General features: G+C 54.8%; 17 protein-coding genes and 1 tRNA gene. 6 read left to right on the top strand and 12 right to left on the bottom strand.

Going from position 1 to position 14,953, the window contains the following annotated elements; translation table 11 throughout:
- Window positions 1-95 precede the first annotated feature (95 nt).
- Window positions 96-1,940, top strand: coding sequence for an RNA polymerase sigma factor RpoD (gene rpoD, locus JK231_RS11065; RefSeq protein WP_034828348.1), 1,845 nt, complete (start codon window positions 96-98; stop codon window positions 1,938-1,940).
- 48 nt (window positions 1,941-1,988) lie between these two features.
- Here the strand turns inward: rpoD and JK231_RS11060 are convergent, their stop codons facing one another.
- The 3 genes from JK231_RS11060 to JK231_RS11050 form a co-directional block, all read right to left on the bottom strand.
- Window positions 1,989-2,747 (bottom strand): substrate-binding domain-containing protein, encoded by a 759-nt coding sequence (locus tag JK231_RS11060; protein WP_160833694.1) that lies wholly within the window; start codon window positions 2,745-2,747, stop codon window positions 1,989-1,991.
- A gap of 88 nt (window positions 2,748-2,835) precedes the next feature.
- The gene (gene mug, locus JK231_RS11055; protein WP_160833695.1) at window positions 2,836-3,351 is read right to left on the bottom strand and encodes a G/U mismatch-specific DNA glycosylase; all 516 of its coding nucleotides are present in this window, start codon (window positions 3,349-3,351) and stop codon (window positions 2,836-2,838) included.
- Entirely contained in the window at window positions 3,348-3,935 is a 588-nt protein-coding gene (locus JK231_RS11050; protein ID WP_211728549.1) for a TetR/AcrR family transcriptional regulator, read from the bottom strand. Before JK231_RS11050 ends, mug begins: the two co-directional genes overlap by 4 nt.
- A 136-nt stretch (window positions 3,936-4,071) precedes the next feature.
- Between JK231_RS11050 and JK231_RS11045 the strand changes: the two genes are divergently transcribed.
- Together JK231_RS11045 and JK231_RS11040 are read left to right on the top strand one after the other, a co-directional pair.
- Window positions 4,072-4,854: an SDR family oxidoreductase gene (locus JK231_RS11045; protein WP_211728548.1), complete on the top strand. Its 783-nt coding sequence runs from the start codon at window positions 4,072-4,074 to the stop codon at window positions 4,852-4,854.
- A 203-nt stretch (window positions 4,855-5,057) separates the two neighbouring features.
- Window positions 5,058-5,133, top strand: a tRNA-Ile gene (locus JK231_RS11040).
- A gap of 140 nt (window positions 5,134-5,273) precedes the next feature.
- On the opposite strand, the gene JK231_RS11035 is transcribed toward JK231_RS11040, so the two are convergent.
- Genes JK231_RS11035 through JK231_RS11000 form a run of 8 tightly spaced genes read right to left on the bottom strand, consistent with a single transcriptional unit; the run spans window position 5,274 to window position 11,998 of the window.
- Window positions 5,274-5,492 (bottom strand): ogr/Delta-like zinc finger family protein, encoded by a 219-nt coding sequence (locus tag JK231_RS11035; protein WP_211728547.1) that lies wholly within the window; start codon window positions 5,490-5,492, stop codon window positions 5,274-5,276.
- 58 nt (window positions 5,493-5,550) lie between these two features.
- Window positions 5,551-6,648 (bottom strand): phage late control D family protein, encoded by a 1,098-nt coding sequence (locus JK231_RS11030; RefSeq protein ID WP_211728546.1) that lies wholly within the window; start codon window positions 6,646-6,648, stop codon window positions 5,551-5,553.
- Window positions 6,645-7,130: a phage tail protein gene (locus JK231_RS11025; protein ID WP_211728545.1), complete on the bottom strand. Its 486-nt coding sequence runs from the start codon at window positions 7,128-7,130 to the stop codon at window positions 6,645-6,647. Before JK231_RS11025 ends, JK231_RS11030 begins: the two co-directional genes overlap by 4 nt.
- Window positions 7,127-9,802: a phage tail tape measure protein gene (locus JK231_RS11020; RefSeq protein WP_211728544.1), complete on the bottom strand. Its 2,676-nt coding sequence runs from the start codon at window positions 9,800-9,802 to the stop codon at window positions 7,127-7,129. The genes JK231_RS11025 and JK231_RS11020 overlap by 4 nt, the downstream gene beginning before the upstream one ends.
- Window positions 9,795-9,908, bottom strand: coding sequence for a GpE family phage tail protein (locus JK231_RS25665; protein WP_268810652.1), 114 nt, complete (start codon window positions 9,906-9,908; stop codon window positions 9,795-9,797). The genes JK231_RS11020 and JK231_RS25665 overlap by 8 nt, the downstream gene beginning before the upstream one ends.
- Window positions 9,909-9,931: 23 nt before the next feature.
- Entirely contained in the window at window positions 9,932-10,240 is a 309-nt protein-coding gene (locus JK231_RS11010; protein WP_211728543.1) for a phage tail assembly protein, read from the bottom strand.
- Window positions 10,241-10,300: 60 nt separating this feature from the next.
- The gene (locus JK231_RS11005; RefSeq protein WP_211728542.1) at window positions 10,301-10,816 is read right to left on the bottom strand and encodes a phage major tail tube protein; all 516 of its coding nucleotides are present in this window, start codon (window positions 10,814-10,816) and stop codon (window positions 10,301-10,303) included.
- Between the two features lie 12 nt (window positions 10,817-10,828).
- Window positions 10,829-11,998 carry a phage tail sheath protein gene (locus JK231_RS11000; RefSeq protein ID WP_211728541.1) on the bottom strand — a complete coding sequence of 390 codons (1,170 nt, stop codon included), beginning with the start codon at window positions 11,996-11,998 and terminating at the stop codon, window positions 10,829-10,831.
- Between the two features lie 223 nt (window positions 11,999-12,221).
- Here JK231_RS11000 and JK231_RS10995 point away from each other — a divergent pair, with 223 nt between their 5' ends.
- A complete protein-coding gene (locus JK231_RS10995; protein ID WP_211728540.1) occupies window positions 12,222-12,503 on the top strand; it encodes a hypothetical protein in 282 nt (93 codons plus the stop codon).
- A gap of 625 nt (window positions 12,504-13,128) precedes the next feature.
- On the opposite strand, the gene JK231_RS10990 is transcribed toward JK231_RS10995, so the two are convergent.
- Entirely contained in the window at window positions 13,129-13,737 is a 609-nt protein-coding gene (locus tag JK231_RS10990; RefSeq protein ID WP_211728539.1) for a recombinase family protein, read from the bottom strand.
- 118 nt (window positions 13,738-13,855) lie between these two features.
- Here JK231_RS10990 and JK231_RS10985 point away from each other — a divergent pair, with 118 nt between their 5' ends.
- Complete coding sequence (locus JK231_RS10985; RefSeq protein ID WP_349291518.1) at window positions 13,856-14,287, top strand: tail fiber protein; 432 nt, start codon at window positions 13,856-13,858, stop codon at window positions 14,285-14,287.
- The gene (locus JK231_RS10980; RefSeq protein ID WP_211728538.1) at window positions 14,287-14,892 is read left to right on the top strand and encodes a tail fiber assembly protein; all 606 of its coding nucleotides are present in this window, start codon (window positions 14,287-14,289) and stop codon (window positions 14,890-14,892) included. The genes JK231_RS10985 and JK231_RS10980 overlap by 1 nt, the downstream gene beginning before the upstream one ends.
- The last annotated feature ends 61 nt before the right edge of the window (window positions 14,893-14,953 follow it).

Here is a 14,953-nt window from a genome sequence, read left to right as displayed (position 1 = left end):
TGAAGGCAGCGGCAAAAGAACAACGCCTTCACTGTTATAGTTGGCTCGCTGCCGACCGACACCAATCTAATTAACAGAAGTGTGGATACCGTCTTATGGAGCAAAACCCGCAGTCACAGCTTAAGCTGCTTGTCACCCGTGGTAAGGAGCAGGGCTATCTGACCTATGCTGAGGTCAATGACCATCTGCCGGAAGATATCGTCGACTCCGATCAGATCGAAGACATCATCCAGATGATTAACGACATGGGTATTCAGGTTGTTGAAGAAGCACCTGATGCCGATGATCTGATGCTGAATGAGAACAGTACTGATACTGACGAAGATGCCGCAGAAGCTGCCGCGCAGGTACTCTCTAGCGTTGAATCTGAAATTGGCCGTACTACTGACCCTGTGCGTATGTATATGCGCGAAATGGGTACCGTCGAGCTGCTGACGCGCGAAGGCGAAATCGACATCGCTAAGCGTATCGAAGACGGTATCAACCAGGTTCAGTGCTCAGTTGCCGAATACCCGGAAGCCATCACCTATCTGCTCGATCAGTACGATCGTGTGGAAGCGGGCGAATCTCGCCTGTCTGACCTGATCACCGGCTTTGTTGACCCGAACGCGGAAGAAGATATCGCGCCAACTGCCACTCACGTGGGTTCTGAACTGTCTGAAGAAGACCGTAACGACGACGATGAAGAAGACGAAGATGGCGACGACGACAGCTCTGACGATGATAACTCCATCGATCCAGAACTGGCGCGCGAGAAGTTCAACGATCTGCGCACGCAGTACGAAACTACCCGTACCGTAATCAAAGCTAAAGGCCGCAGCCACGCTGATGCCGTTGCAGAAATCAATAACCTGTCTGAAGTGTTCAAACAGTTCCGCCTGGTACCGAAGCAATTCGACTACCTGGTGAACAGTATGCGCGTCATGATGGAGCGCGTGCGTACGCAAGAGCGCCTGATCATGAAGCTGTGTATTGAAATCTGCAAAATGCCGAAGAAGAACTTCATCACCCTGTTCACCGGCAATGAAACCAGCCCAAGCTGGTTCAAAGCGGCGCTGGCCATGAATAAACCCTGGTCAGAGAAACTGCTTGAAGTTGAAGATGATGTGACGCGTTCACTGCAGAAATTGCAGCAGATTGAAGAAGAGACCGGCCTGACCATCGAGCAGGTTAAAGACATCAACCGTCGCATGTCGATCGGCGAAGCCAAAGCGCGTCGTGCGAAGAAAGAGATGGTTGAAGCGAACTTGCGTCTGGTTATTTCTATCGCGAAGAAATACACCAACCGTGGCCTGCAGTTCCTCGATCTGATTCAGGAAGGTAACATCGGCCTGATGAAAGCGGTTGATAAGTTTGAATACCGTCGTGGTTATAAGTTCTCAACTTATGCGACCTGGTGGATTCGTCAGGCTATCACCCGTTCTATCGCCGACCAGGCACGTACCATCCGTATTCCGGTGCATATGATTGAGACCATCAACAAGCTCAACCGTATTTCGCGTCAGATGCTGCAAGAGATGGGCCGTGAGCCAACGCCGGAAGAGCTGGCTGAGCGTATGCTGATGCCAGAAGATAAGATTCGCAAAGTGCTGAAAATTGCTAAAGAGCCGATCTCTATGGAGACGCCGATTGGTGATGATGAAGATTCACATCTGGGCGATTTTATCGAAGACACCACGCTGGAGCTGCCGCTGGATTCTGCTACCTCAGAAAGCCTGCGTTCAGCCACCCACGACGTGCTGGCGGGTCTGACTGCACGTGAAGCGAAAGTCCTGCGTATGCGTTTCGGTATCGATATGAACACTGACCACACGCTGGAAGAGGTTGGCAAACAGTTTGACGTTACCCGTGAGCGTATTCGTCAGATCGAAGCCAAGGCGCTGCGTAAGCTGCGTCACCCAAGCCGCTCCGAAGTGCTGCGTAGCTTCCTTGACGATTAATCCTCGTTAAGACGAAAAACCCCGGCTTGCCGGGGTTTTTTATTGCCTTCAAAACGGCGTCAGCCCTTTTTCCTGCATCATTTTGCGCGCGTTATCGCTCTGCAGATACTTCACAAACTGCGCCGCTGCCTGCTTCTGCTGGGTGCTACGCGTAATCACCGCGCCGTATAGCGTATCCTGCTGCACCGCTGGCGGAATCAGCCCGACAATGGTAATCCCCTTCACCGCCTGCAGCTCACTGTTCTGCTGGAAGCCCAGCTCCGCTTTCCCTTGTGCCACCGCTTCACCCACTGGTGTGGCAGGGATCACAGACACTTTGCTGGCGGTCTTCGGCCCCAACTCCAGCTTGCTCAGCATCTTGCCTTGAATATATTTGCCGCTGGCACTGTCTGATATCGCGATGCTGGAGGCTTCCGTGAGGACCTGTTTGAATTTCGCCACCGTACTAATATCCGGCGGCGTCATGCCCTGCTTCACCGCCATCGCGATATAAGAGTGCGCCAGCACCTGATGGCTGCTGCTATCCACAAATTTGGCCTGCTCCAGCGGTTTGATGGCGTAATCGACCATCACCAGCACATCGGCATTATCCTGACGTTTCAGACGATTAGGGATCGCCTGTGGCGTATCGCCCATCGATGGCGCCGCTTCCAGCTGCAGGGTATTGCCGGTTTGCTGCTGATAATCCTGCTTCAGGCTCTCAATCACCGGATACATGCCACCGGAGCTAAATACTTTCAGCGTCTCTGCCTGTGCCGTCTGTTGCGCCATCACCAGCAGCGCCGCTAACGCGATTGTGCGTTTCATCTTCCCTCTCTTTATTTGCCATAAAGATTTGGGTTTAGTCAGAAACCGCAAATTGAACAACTTTAGGGCCGCGTTAAGCGGAGCACGCTCACGCGTTATTCTGTAACCAATCATGAAGTTGGCGATAAGCTGTTGCCATCTCCTCTATCGTCGCGCGGTTCAACCCGCTGGGATTGGGCAGCACCCACAAACGCGTTTCGCCCAAGGTTTGCGGCTGCTCGCCCCACTCCACTTTGCGTTGTCGGAACGCTTTCTGGAACGCATCTTTACCCAGCACCGCCAGCGCACGCGGCTGATAGCGTAAGATCTTCTCCTGCAAACGCGCCCCGCCATCGCGCAGCTCATTACCCGCCAACTCATTGGCCTGAATGGTGGGACGCTCAACCAGCATAGTGATGCCACAACCGGTTTCCAGCAGCCGCTGCTCCTGTTCCGGTTTCAGCAATTCGCGGGTAAAACCGGCCTGATGGATCACTTTCCAGAAGCGATTGCCGGGATGGGCAAAGTGAAAGCCGGTGTGCGCCGAAGACTTACCCGGATTGATGCCGCAAAACAGCACCTGCAAATCCGGTGCAATGATGTCCTGAATATCGTGCTCGCTCATGCACTCTCCAATCCTGCGCGCTGTTTCACCGAGCGACGGCTAACCGCCAGCATATTGCGCGCTTCCTCATCATCCGGACAGGCGCGCGCCAGCGCCACCGCACCGACCATTTCGGCCAGCATACTCGCGGCGACATCATCAGCCTGCGGATGGTGCATTTCGATGAGTGCCTGCGCCAGCCGTTGCAGCACCGCCTCGCGACGTTGCGAGAACAGCGTGCGTGTTTCAATCGGCAGATGGGCAATCTCACTCACCAGCGCAGGCATCGGGCAGCCTTCTCCCGGCGTGTTGCGATGATGCTCAGAAAGATAGTTGTCGATCAGTTGGGTCAATCGCTCGGCTGGATCTTCGAGTTGGGTGATGGCGGCAAAGCGCTGTGCCGAATCGGCAAACATCTCGGCAATCACCGCTTCAACCAGCGCTTCCCGCGAATCAAAGTGCGCGTAGAAGCCGCCGTGAGTTAATCCCGCGCGCTTCATCAGCGCCGCTACGCCAATGCCTTCAGTGCCGCATTCACGCATCACCACTGCTGCCTCATCCAGTATACGCTGCCGCGTGCGCGCCTTGTGGCTCAGCTTTTCCATCTCTCACCATCCTGCTCATCGTTAATGGCAATCAGTGTAATTATTACGATCATCATATTCCAGCTTGACGAAAAATATGATGATCGTCATATTAAGTTCCATCAGATATGACAACCATCATTTACAGGAACCGACCATGACACAGCAACTGGCTTTGATTACCGGCGCATCCAGCGGCATTGGTGCAACTTACGCGAAACAGCTGGCCGCGCGCGGCAGCAATTTGATTCTGGTGGCGCGTGATGAATCGCGTCTTAACCAACTGGCGCAGTCGCTACGTGACGCGCACGGCGTGGAAGTGAGTGTGCTGGCGGCCGATCTGACGCGCACTGAAGATTTGCAACGCGTGGCGCAAACCCTTGCGGACAACGAGCGGATTACGATGCTGGTGAACAATGCCGGGATGGCAGTTGAAGGCGAGTTCGTCGCGGGTGATATCTCGCAAATACAAACCATGCTGACGTTAAACATTGTGGCGCTGACGCAGTTGGCACATGCAGCCGCGCAAGCATTCCACCGTCGTGGTACGGGAACGATTGTGAATATCGCTTCAGTGTTGGCGCTGGTGAATGAAATGGCGAATGGTGCGTACAACGCCAGTAAGGCCTTTGTGCTCTCGCTGACGCGCAATATGCAGCGTGAGCTGGCGGAGAGTGGCGTGCGTATTCAGGCGGTATTGCCGGGCTTAACCCGTACCGAGATCTTCGAGCGCTCGGGGAAATCGGTTGATGACCTACCGCCAGAAAGCGTGATGGAGGTTGAGGATTTAGTCGCAGCCGCGCTGCACGGAATGGATAGTGGCGAGCTGATCACCATTCCTTCAGTGGAAGATCTGGGACTATGGCAGAGCATGGAGAGCGCGCGCTTCGCCATCCTGCCGTATATCTCGTTGAATAAACCGGCTTCGCGCTATTTGTGAGTTTTGAGTGGTGATTGAGATGAGGTGGAAGGATGCCCTTGTCTCAAAAACCTGCTGAGGTTGTGGGCTGATTGAGCGATCTTAGGTGGTGGATAGGGATTTTTGCTTGGAGATCAAGGAGTCAGAGATTGTTCTAATTTTCACCAACCGATTGGCGAACGCTGGATCACCCCTCCGAGATACTTTATAATCCCCGCTCCGCTGGCCCCTTAGCTCAGTGGTTAGAGCAGGCGACTCATAATCGCTTGGTCGCTGGTTCAAACCCAGCAGGGGCCACCAAATTTAGTGATTAAAATCATTCATTTAAGCCACCTTCAAAGGTGGCTTTTTTGTTTTTTGAATCTACCATTGGCAGCAAAATGGCAGCAGATATTATCCTACTAAAAAAAAACCCGCCGAGGCGGGGATGTATTTTGAAGTTATAACCAGAGAGTACCTTGCAAACTCCGATCGGGGTGAGGGGGGACCGGTTTGATGTTCCCCGGACTCATAATGATCTCTGCCACAGTCTCATGAGATTTGAATGTACAACTGCAATTAATATTTTGGCACTGGTTGTAACGTTCTTTGGTCGTTTTAGACACCTGAAAACTGCTTCGAGTATGTGCGGCATTCCCGCAAAGTGGACAATTCATCATTTAAGTAACCACCCCATTTGTGATTTCAATGCACATAATAACCAAATTGAGATATTTGTCATTGCATTTCAATTGAATCGATTTTCACCTCTAAATCTATACTCGTCGTGTAACCACTGCCTGCGCTCAGGCTATGCGTCAGTGTGGTAACAATCCATTCTCCTGCATCGATAACATGCTTGTATCCGCTGACCTTTACTGGCATTTCGGTGTAAAGATCTGCACGGCCATGCGCCAGCTGGATGGAGAAAGATGCAACGCCGCGTTGCAGACGCTCCCACTGCATCTTAGCGGCACGCTCGGCGTTGGTCCGGTTCGCGTAAGTGCGGCCCAGAACCAGTACGTTCTCATCGGTGCCGATTAGATAATCGCCCTGCTTCGCCTCCGGCTCTTTTTTCTTTGCCGTGGTTTTGGGCCTGCGCTTAACTTTCGCCTGCGGCTTTTTGGCCGGTTCTCGGGTATGCAGCCAGCTCGCAATCACACCGGTGTAAGCGTCACGGTCTGCCAGTATGAACCGGTGGCCATCACCGTCTTTTCGCTGAAGCGTAATTACCGGCAGCGCTTTCCCGCTGGCAGTCTTGCCCTGGCCCTGCCGGATAAACAGCAGGCTGCCGTTCTTCACGCACGCAATTGCACCGCACTGTTTTGCCAGCCGCATCAGAAAACTTGCGTCTGACTCGTTGGTCTGGTCGAGGTGGTCAATGTCCATTTTTGCTATGTCCTGACCCAGCGCCACCGCCAGCTTGTGCCGCCCGGCAATATCCTTCACCATCTCGCCGACGGTGGTTTTATGCCAGGACTTCTCCCGCTTCGTGTTCAGCGTCTGCCGGAAATCCGCGCTGCGTGCACGCAGCACCAGACGGTCTGGAGTCCCGGTATGTTCAATTTCATCAACGGTGTAGGTTCCTTTGGGAAACAGCGCTTCACCCTGCCAGCCCAGCGCCAGCGAGAGCGACACGCCCCGTCGCGGTAACTTCAGCTGACCGTCGGCGTCGTCCAGTTCGATGTCCAGCTGGTCCGCCTCAAAGCCTCGATTGTCCGTAAGCGTCAGGCTCAGCAGCCGCTTTTCAACCTTCTGCGTAATGTCTGCGCCTTCCAGCATCAGCCGGAAGGCGGGGGATTTTGTCCGCCCGTTAATCCACTGATTTGCCATCATGAGAAAAGCCCTCCCGCTGCGGCGGTTATTTTACCGGCGGCAGTGGTCGCGGCGCTCTGCATGGCGGAAAGCTGATCGCTCAGGCTGCCAAACATTTCACCCAGCGATTCGTCGGTGCGCTTCAGCGTGAGCGTAAAATCAATGCGGCGGCACACGCCGCTGCTGAAGAACTCCGCTTTGGTCTGGCTCAGGCTCTCTATCACGTACATGCCGTAAATGGTGCCGCTCCCCTCAATCAGCGGCCACGCCCGGCCCAGCTCCGCAATCTGCTCCAGCGCAAAAAGCGACAGTCTGCCACCGGTAATCTCCGGCAGCAGCACACCGGACAACGTAATGGTGTCATTGTCCGGCCCCAGGAACTGCAGAGAGGGGCGCACACCCACACGGTTATTTGCCGGAAAGCGCCAGCTGCGCTGGAGCTGCAGCTCCTGATATGGGACCGTTTTCAGCATGAATACGAACATGCCCAGCGTCATCATCATTCGTCAAATCCTCCCCTGTCGCGGTAGCTGCTGCGGGCGCGGGCCTGCGCCTGACGCTCTTTGGCTTCCAGCCTGCGCATCAGCTCGTCCAGTAAATCGTTAGCGCTCTGTCCCGCCTGCTGCACAATGTGAATATCGTATTTCCCGTGCATCACAATGGCCGGTTGCCCTGCCGTGCTGCCACTGCCTGCACGACCTGCCTCAGACGGTGCGGGCAGGCTCATGGGATGCAGCGGTGCGGCAGTAGCGGATGCAGCTGCTCCACCCAGCGCCAGTGCGGCCATGGCGGCCAGTTGCGCGGTACGCCTGCGGCTGGTCACGTTCACCGGACCGTTAATCAGCTCCGGGCCGTTCTCCCCGACAATTCCCGTCTGCCCGGACGGGATATTACCGCCGATGTCGTACATGCGCGGGAATCCCCCTGGCGGCAGCACCACTTTACCGTCCGTATTGACCGCAGCCGGACGGGGTGGCATCAGCGACGCGCCGGTTTTATCACCGCCGGGCTTCAGAAAGTCCGGGAGGTAGTCGGTGAGTGAGGAAAGCTTGCTTTTCAGTGCGTCCCACTTCTGGCTGACGCCTGCCAGCAGGCCGTCAATCATCTTTGAACCCGCCTCCTGAAAGCGCGCGGGCAGCGCCTGCACGTCGGACACAATCTCATCCCACTTAGTGCTGATGTACGAGCGAATGGCTGTCCAGATGCTGCTCACTTTTATGCTGATAGCATCCCACATCGCGGCAAATTTCGGCCCGAGCGTATCCCAGTTCTGCCAGATATAGAGTGCACCGGCAGCAATCAGGCCAATCACAGCCAGAATGGGGTTCGCCATCATCAGCCGCCCCAGCCACAGCACGCCGTTACCGACGATGCCGATAGCGCTCTTAATCAGCCCGAACGCGCTAAATACCTTAATACCCAGTACGCTGCAGCTCATCCGAATGAGCGCCAGGGGCCCGAGTACAGCAGCGGCTGCCAACGATAGGGCGCCAATGGCCGTTACGGCGATGGCAAATCCGGCTGCCATTCTGAACAGCGCCGCCGTAAGTTGCGGATGCTGCTGTACAAAATTGCCCAAGGCGCTGGCAAGGTCGCCCAGCCAGTCAACCAGCCGCTTGAGGTCAGGCGCAACGGTAGCCCCAATCGCCGACAGGGCATTGGTGAACGAACCGCCAGCCGCGTCCCAGCGGTTCGCCAGCGTCTTGAGTGATGCGTCCACTCGCTCGCGGAGAGAGGCCTGATTGTCGAGTTTGGCGGCGGTTTCCCTGTAGCCTTCAATGCCCTTGCTGATCATGATGTTCAGCGCCTGCAATGTTTCAGCATCATCACCAAAAAGGGTGTTAAGCACCGACTGGCGTTTTCCGTCGTCAGTGATTTTCTTCAGCTTCGCCAGCTGCGCATACAGGTTTTCCAGCCCGGCAAACTGCCCCTTTTTGTTCTGGAAGTTGAGTTTAATGCCGGTGCCCGCCAGCTCATCGTTGGCCTTGCCAATTTTCTTGTTGTTCAGCGTGGCCTGAAAAATCTTGCGGTAGGCGTTACCCGCAGACTCACCGGCCATGCTTGCCTGATCGGCCATCACCAGCAGCGGCGCGAAGGTCTTCGCGGCGGTAATGCCCTTTTGATGGATGATGTCCATCGCGCTGCCGATTTTGGAAAAGCCCTGCAGCATGTTGTCCGAATCTACACCCGCATAAAATCCCTTCTGGATGATGTCGGTGAGCGCCATCATATCCTTCTCGCTGGTCTGCGTGGCGTCCTGCAGCTTCGCCGCAAACTCGGCTGCGTCGGTGGGGGCCATCTTCAGCTGTACGCCGAGATAGGCCGTGGCCTCCCCCAGACCACCCAGTATCGCCTGCGCGCTCATCCCCTGACGGCGCAGCATGGTCATCATGTTCTGGAAGTCTGCCGTGGTGCCGGGCAGCTTGTCGCCCAGACTTACCGCCAGACGGTTAATCTGCTCATATTCCGGCAGCACCTTTGCTCCCGGCCCCATCATGGACGCGGCCAGCTGCGTGGCGGCGCTCTCGGAGTCAGCATAGGCCCGAACCGGTGCCATCAGCGTGACGCCGGTGGTCGCACCCGTGGCAACCATGCCCGCGCCGTTTCCGGCAAGCTTATTGCGTGTTTCGGTCAGCTTTTCGTGACGCGCCCGGATGGCTGCGAGCTTCTGCTGCCGCTCACCCAGCCTGCGCAACTCTGACTGCTGGCGCTGAATGGCTCCGGTTGCCGCCTGCGCGTCCGTTTTCAGCTGACGCTGTGCGGCGCTCAGCTGCTTGGTGTCAATGCCCGCCGCGCTCAGCGCCTCTCGCTGGCGCTGGACAGACAGGCGCAGCCCGTTATAGGTCTGCTGCAGCTGGCTGGCGCGGTTCTTCGCCTGCTCCAGCACGCGTTCCTGTGCGGCGGTGGGCCGGTTGGTTTCGGTGAACTGCACCGCAAGGCGCGCCGCTTCCTCGCGGGCAGCCTTGAGATTGTTGGCGGTGATGGCAAGCTGTGAGCGCGATTTGCGGAAGCCGTCAATACGCCCCGCCTGCTCGTTGAGGGTTTTCAGGCCGTCTTTGCTTGCCTTCAGCGCGGCGGCCAGCTCTTTTGAGCCGTCGCGCGCGTTACGAAAAGGGCGCGTGATTTTATCGACCGCGCTAAGTACCACCTGCAGGCGCAGGTTTGTGTCACTCATCGTCACCGGCTCCGCTTCGCTGGATCGCTTTATGCCGCCATGCCAGCACGTCCGTCAGGGATTCCGCGTACATGACCGGCGGCGGCCAGTGAAAGACGGTAGCAATATCGGCTACCAGATCTTCGACCGTCAGGCCATCAGGGAAGCTGACAGCGCCGACTTCGGCAACAAAAAAGTCACCACCTCAACAGAGAGCGACAGCAGGTCCGCCGGGTCCATTTCCGTGATTTCCTGCGTGGTCAGCGCCGGGCTTGTGACGCGGGGCAGCACTACCATCATGGCGTTTACGTCCATGTCCATCAGCGCCTGCAGGCGGGTACCGCGCAGCGCACCGGACTGCGGCTTGCGAACGACGACGCTTTTAATCTCGGTTTTGCCGCGCAGGATCGGGGTGTCCAGCACAACGGTTTTTTCAGATGGTGCGGTTTTGTCTGTCATGATGCGTTTCCATGGAAATAAAAGGATGAAAAGCGGCAGGCCCGAGGCCCGCCGGATAAACTACAAGCCGAGCGCGTTACGGTGCGCTTCCATCAGGTCCTTGCCGTCCACAATGTGGATCATGTTCACGATATCAATCTCGTAAACCACTTCACCGTTAATGGTCAGCTTGGCGTAGCTGTTGGTCGCAGACACCTTGGTGGTGCTGGATTCGCCGGTCTTCCACTCGCCGGAATCCAGCTCCTTATAGCGTCCGCGCGTGACCAGCTCGACCGCCTGCATCTCGCCGGTGTCGTCGCGCTGAATGGAGCCGGTAAAGCGCAGCTGAATACCGTCCACCGTTTCGGTGCCGAGCTGCTTAAATAGCAGCGACTCGGTGCCGCCCACGGTGAACTCCGTATCCAGCGCGCCGTCGTCCAGCCCCATGTCGATATCCACCGCACCGGCCATGCCGCCACCGCGATATTTTTCGAACTTGCGCGTGACCTTGGGCAGCGTCAGGGACTCAACCAGCCCCTGCCAGTTGCTGCCTGCATTGAACAGGTTCAGGTGCTTGAGCTTGCGGGGTAATGCCATGTTTCCGTCTCCTTATGCGCTGACGCGGCTGGCAAAGTTGACCAGATACTGGTCGGTGATGCGCTGACGCAGCAACAGGTTTTCCAGCGGCGGCACCGGCGTGTAGTCGTAATCGATCAGCAGCTTGCCCGCCTTGAGCGTGTCCTTATCGTTCACGCTCTCATCCAGCCAGCAGTCCGCACCGATGAGATAGCCCTGATTGACCAAGCTGCGCAGCTTCGCGCGGATGCTCTCAATAATGTCGCGTGCCAGCGACGGGTTCAGCGGGCCATCAACGGACCACATCTGCGCCTCGGCCATGGTGTCCATCAGCACCTGCGCGGTGCGGGTGTAACATTCGAACTGGAATAGCGCGTCGTCGCTCAGGCAGCGGGAACCCCAGAAGCGATAGCCATCCTTGCGGATCAGCGTGGTGACATCGTTCTGGTTCAGCAGCCCGGCGTCGGTGGCCGGATCCTGCAGGTCCCAGAACACGTCTTTGGAAATGCCTGTGACACCGTTCACCCCCACGTTCGACAGCGACTTATGCCAGCCGGTCTGTTCATCAATCTTGGCGCGCAGGCCCAGCGCACGGGCAGTGGCATACGCCGTCGCGTCCGCTTTAAGCACGGTGTCAAAGCTGATGAAGTCAGGCCAGATAAGCATGCCCTCGCGCTGGCTGAAGTTGGCGCGGTAGGCAATAGCGTCTTCCACGCTCTCACAGCCGTAGGCTGACAGGTAGGCGAAGCCGCGCAGGCTCTGCGCCACGCTCAGCAGTTCGGTGGCAACGGCCTTGGTGTCGTGACCGGGTGCGCCAAGGATGCGCGGCTTCACGCCACACACCGACTGCGCGGCCAGCAGCGCTTTCATCCCGGTGCGCTGGCCGTTAGTCACGCCGCCAACGATGTTAGCTGTGGTTTCCGCCTCGGTCTGGCCCTGCGGCACTCGGACCACAACGGTAACGGGCTTTGACTGGTCGGCGATAGCGTCCAGCGAACGGGCGAGCGTGCCGGAATCGCCCGCTTTACCGCTGGCAGTGAGTACATCGGTCAGCAGTACCGGGCGATTGAGCGGAAACGTCGCCGCGTCGGCGTCGTCGCCGGTGCAGACCAGACCGACAATCGCCGTGCTGACGGTGGTAATGGTTCGGGTGCCCTCGTTGATTTCCTCAACGCGCACACCGTGGTGATAATCCTGTGCCATGTGGCGGTTCTCCTGTGAAGGGGTTCCGCTATGGTCATCGTTCGCTTTGTCGCGCGCATCCGTCAGGCATTGTGTGAGGGTTCACACAATTTTTTCTCGAACGGACCGATTCGTCAGTGCCAGATTTAAACAGGAAAGCGAGGAGGATTATAATCAGCCTACGTGCAACCTACTAATGGCGCTCTCCGCCTGATAAATAACAGGACCGCAAAAGGAGATGATAATGAAACTGGCCCCGAAGCATTTTCGTCTGCTATCCATCATGCAGGAGAGAGGTTCGGTTCCGGCGGACAAAATGCCTACCGTAATGGAAAAACTCGTAAGACTTCGATTGGCTGAATATTTCTATGGGGAAGAATGGCTCCAGGTGAGTGAGCGCTACCGCCTGACTCCCAGAGGCCAGTGGGTTATTGCAGCATACGATGCAAGAATTGAAATGGACAAGCAACGGAGTCAGTTTCAGGGAAGTTTAAAGCGGTGCGTAAAGTTGCCCCCTAAAATTTGACATAAGTGGTCGGCTGGCTGAGGCTTAATTTGATTCTAAGTAAGCCTATCCGTACCAGCTTTGGGTCACACGTGCTCCCGTGTGGCCCATTTTTTCCTTCATAACATTAGATAAACTTATCATTTTAATTGCATCTGGTGAAAATTATGTCATTATCTCTAAACAGTAGGGTGGAACTGTTTGTGACGTGATTGTTGTATTAAAGGATTTCCTGTGTTTACTTCCCTGCCCGACACTCCCATTCCTGGGTGTCGGGATTTTTTTATCTGTCACTCGACCAGCTTCCAGAAATGCGCATTGACGCTCTTGCGAAGATTATCAGAAAACACTTTTCATTTTTTGCATTTAAACATAGTGCTGAGGCGAACACGCTGTGACTTGACGAATAGTCGAAGAGTACTAAGCTTGCCCTTATTCTAATAAAATAAGCATTTTGAAATCCGCATTGCTATGCCGCGCCCTCCAGCGCGGCTTTTTTTCTTCCTAATAATCACGGTACTGACTGTTAAGTTTCTAATCGTCAGGATTGAAACAAATCATTAACCACTATTTAAGTAATGCTAATATCTCCGTGCGATTATCCTTGTCGCGAATTTCTTTATTTTTTTCCGCCCGGCATACCTGGTCAGGTTGCGGGATTTTTTTTATCCTTTTCAATTAACCTTCCGGTCCTGAGCTCGCCCTGCCTTTTTGCGGGTATGTACCGATAAAGCGTTTTGACTGATACCTCTGTCACCAGTGCAATCTGATGCAAAGAAGCGCCTTTCACCAGCATTCTCTCTGCTCTGTCCACCACATCCGGCGTCATAATCCTCCGTCTGCCACCAATGCGTCCTTTTTTACGTGCAGCATCCAGCCCGGCGCGGGTGCGTTCGATGATCAATTCGCGTTCCATTTCAGCGAGTGCGCCCATGACGTGAAAGAAGAATCTGCCCATTGGGGTGCTGGTATCTATGCTGTCGGTCAGGCTGCGAAAGTTAACGCCTCTCTCGCGCATTTCTTCGGTCATCATGACCAGATGACGCATACTGCGACCGAGGCGGTCAAGCTTCCAGACTATCAGCGTGTCGCCCTGCCCCAGAATGCGCAGTGCCTTTTTCAGGCCCGGCCTGTCAGTGGTTTTTCCACTGATTTTGTCCTCCAAAATCAGGTCACAATTTGCACTGATGAGTGCATTGCGCTGGAGATCCGTATTCTGTTCATTTGTTGACACCCTGATGTAGCCAATCTGCATTGATTCCGCCCCGCTTAAAGCCGGAAAGAATGCCATTCATAGACAAAAACTTGCCAGGACTATCTTTCTCAAAAACCTTGGTTTAGGAGATGGCTCGTCACTGCCAGTCGGCGTCCCGGTGCCTTGGTCATTAGCCATTCCGCCAAAAGGCTGGCTCAAATGTAACGGAGCAGCTTTCAGTGCTTCAGATTATCCACTGCTTGCCAAGGCGTTTCCCTCACTCAAGTTACCCGATCTACGAGGCGAATTTATTCGTGGCTGGGATGATGGACGCGGAGCTGACACTGGGCGCACTCTACTTTCAATACAGAGTGATGCACTGCAGCGCCTTACTGGCACACTTGAAATGGGGAACGGTATAGGGTTAATGACCAGTCCGCATGCATCGACAGGTGGCGTTTTTTCAGAGGGACCTGAACGAGTGCAAACTCCAGTTACGCAGAGCAAAACCGGGAATGCGATCAGTTTTGATTCAATAAATGTAGCGCGTTCGGCTGCTGAGACCCGTCCACGTAACGTGGCGTTCAACTACATTGTGAGAGCTGCATAATGAGTACAGAAAATGAAATAGTGCTAGATATAACAGGCCTAGCAAATATATCAGGAATTATAACTGTTTATAACTTTGCACCTGATAACGGTCTTTATATTGGGAGCAGTTTAGAATTCTTGTCAAAGGGGGTGGGCATTCCTGCTTATTCTACAATATATGCTCCCTTTGCGGAGGAGCAAGGTAAAGCATGTATTTATAACAATGAAAAGTGGAAGCAGGTGGCAGATCATCGTGGCGAAACGGTTTATCTTAAGAAAACCGGGGAGGCCATTACGCTAAATCATCTTGGGGACTATCCCGAAAACATAACATTAATGAAACCGAAAACAAAGTTTGATAGGTGGATTGGCGAAGGCTGGATAACTGACACGGCGCTACAGCATCAAGCGATCATTGACGAGCAACAAGCACAAAAGGATATACTTATTAGTGAAGCCTTAAGTGTCACTCAGGTATGGCAAACACAGTTATTGCTTGGCATCATTTCTGATACAGACAAGGAAAAACTTAAATTATGGATGCAATATCTTCAGGCAGTCAGAGCCATAGATGTTGTATCTATGACTGTAAAAAAATGGCCTGACCGCCCAATAGTTGACTAACAGTGATTGGTGTGATTTTTTTATCTTAGACATCATAGATGTAACCAAAAAAATACGCACC

This window comes from Pantoea sp. JGM49 (genome assembly GCF_018257655.1).
GTDB lineage: Bacteria > Pseudomonadota > Gammaproteobacteria > Enterobacterales > Enterobacteriaceae > Pantoea > Pantoea communis.
This window is presented reverse-complemented; position numbering and strand designations above follow the sequence as displayed.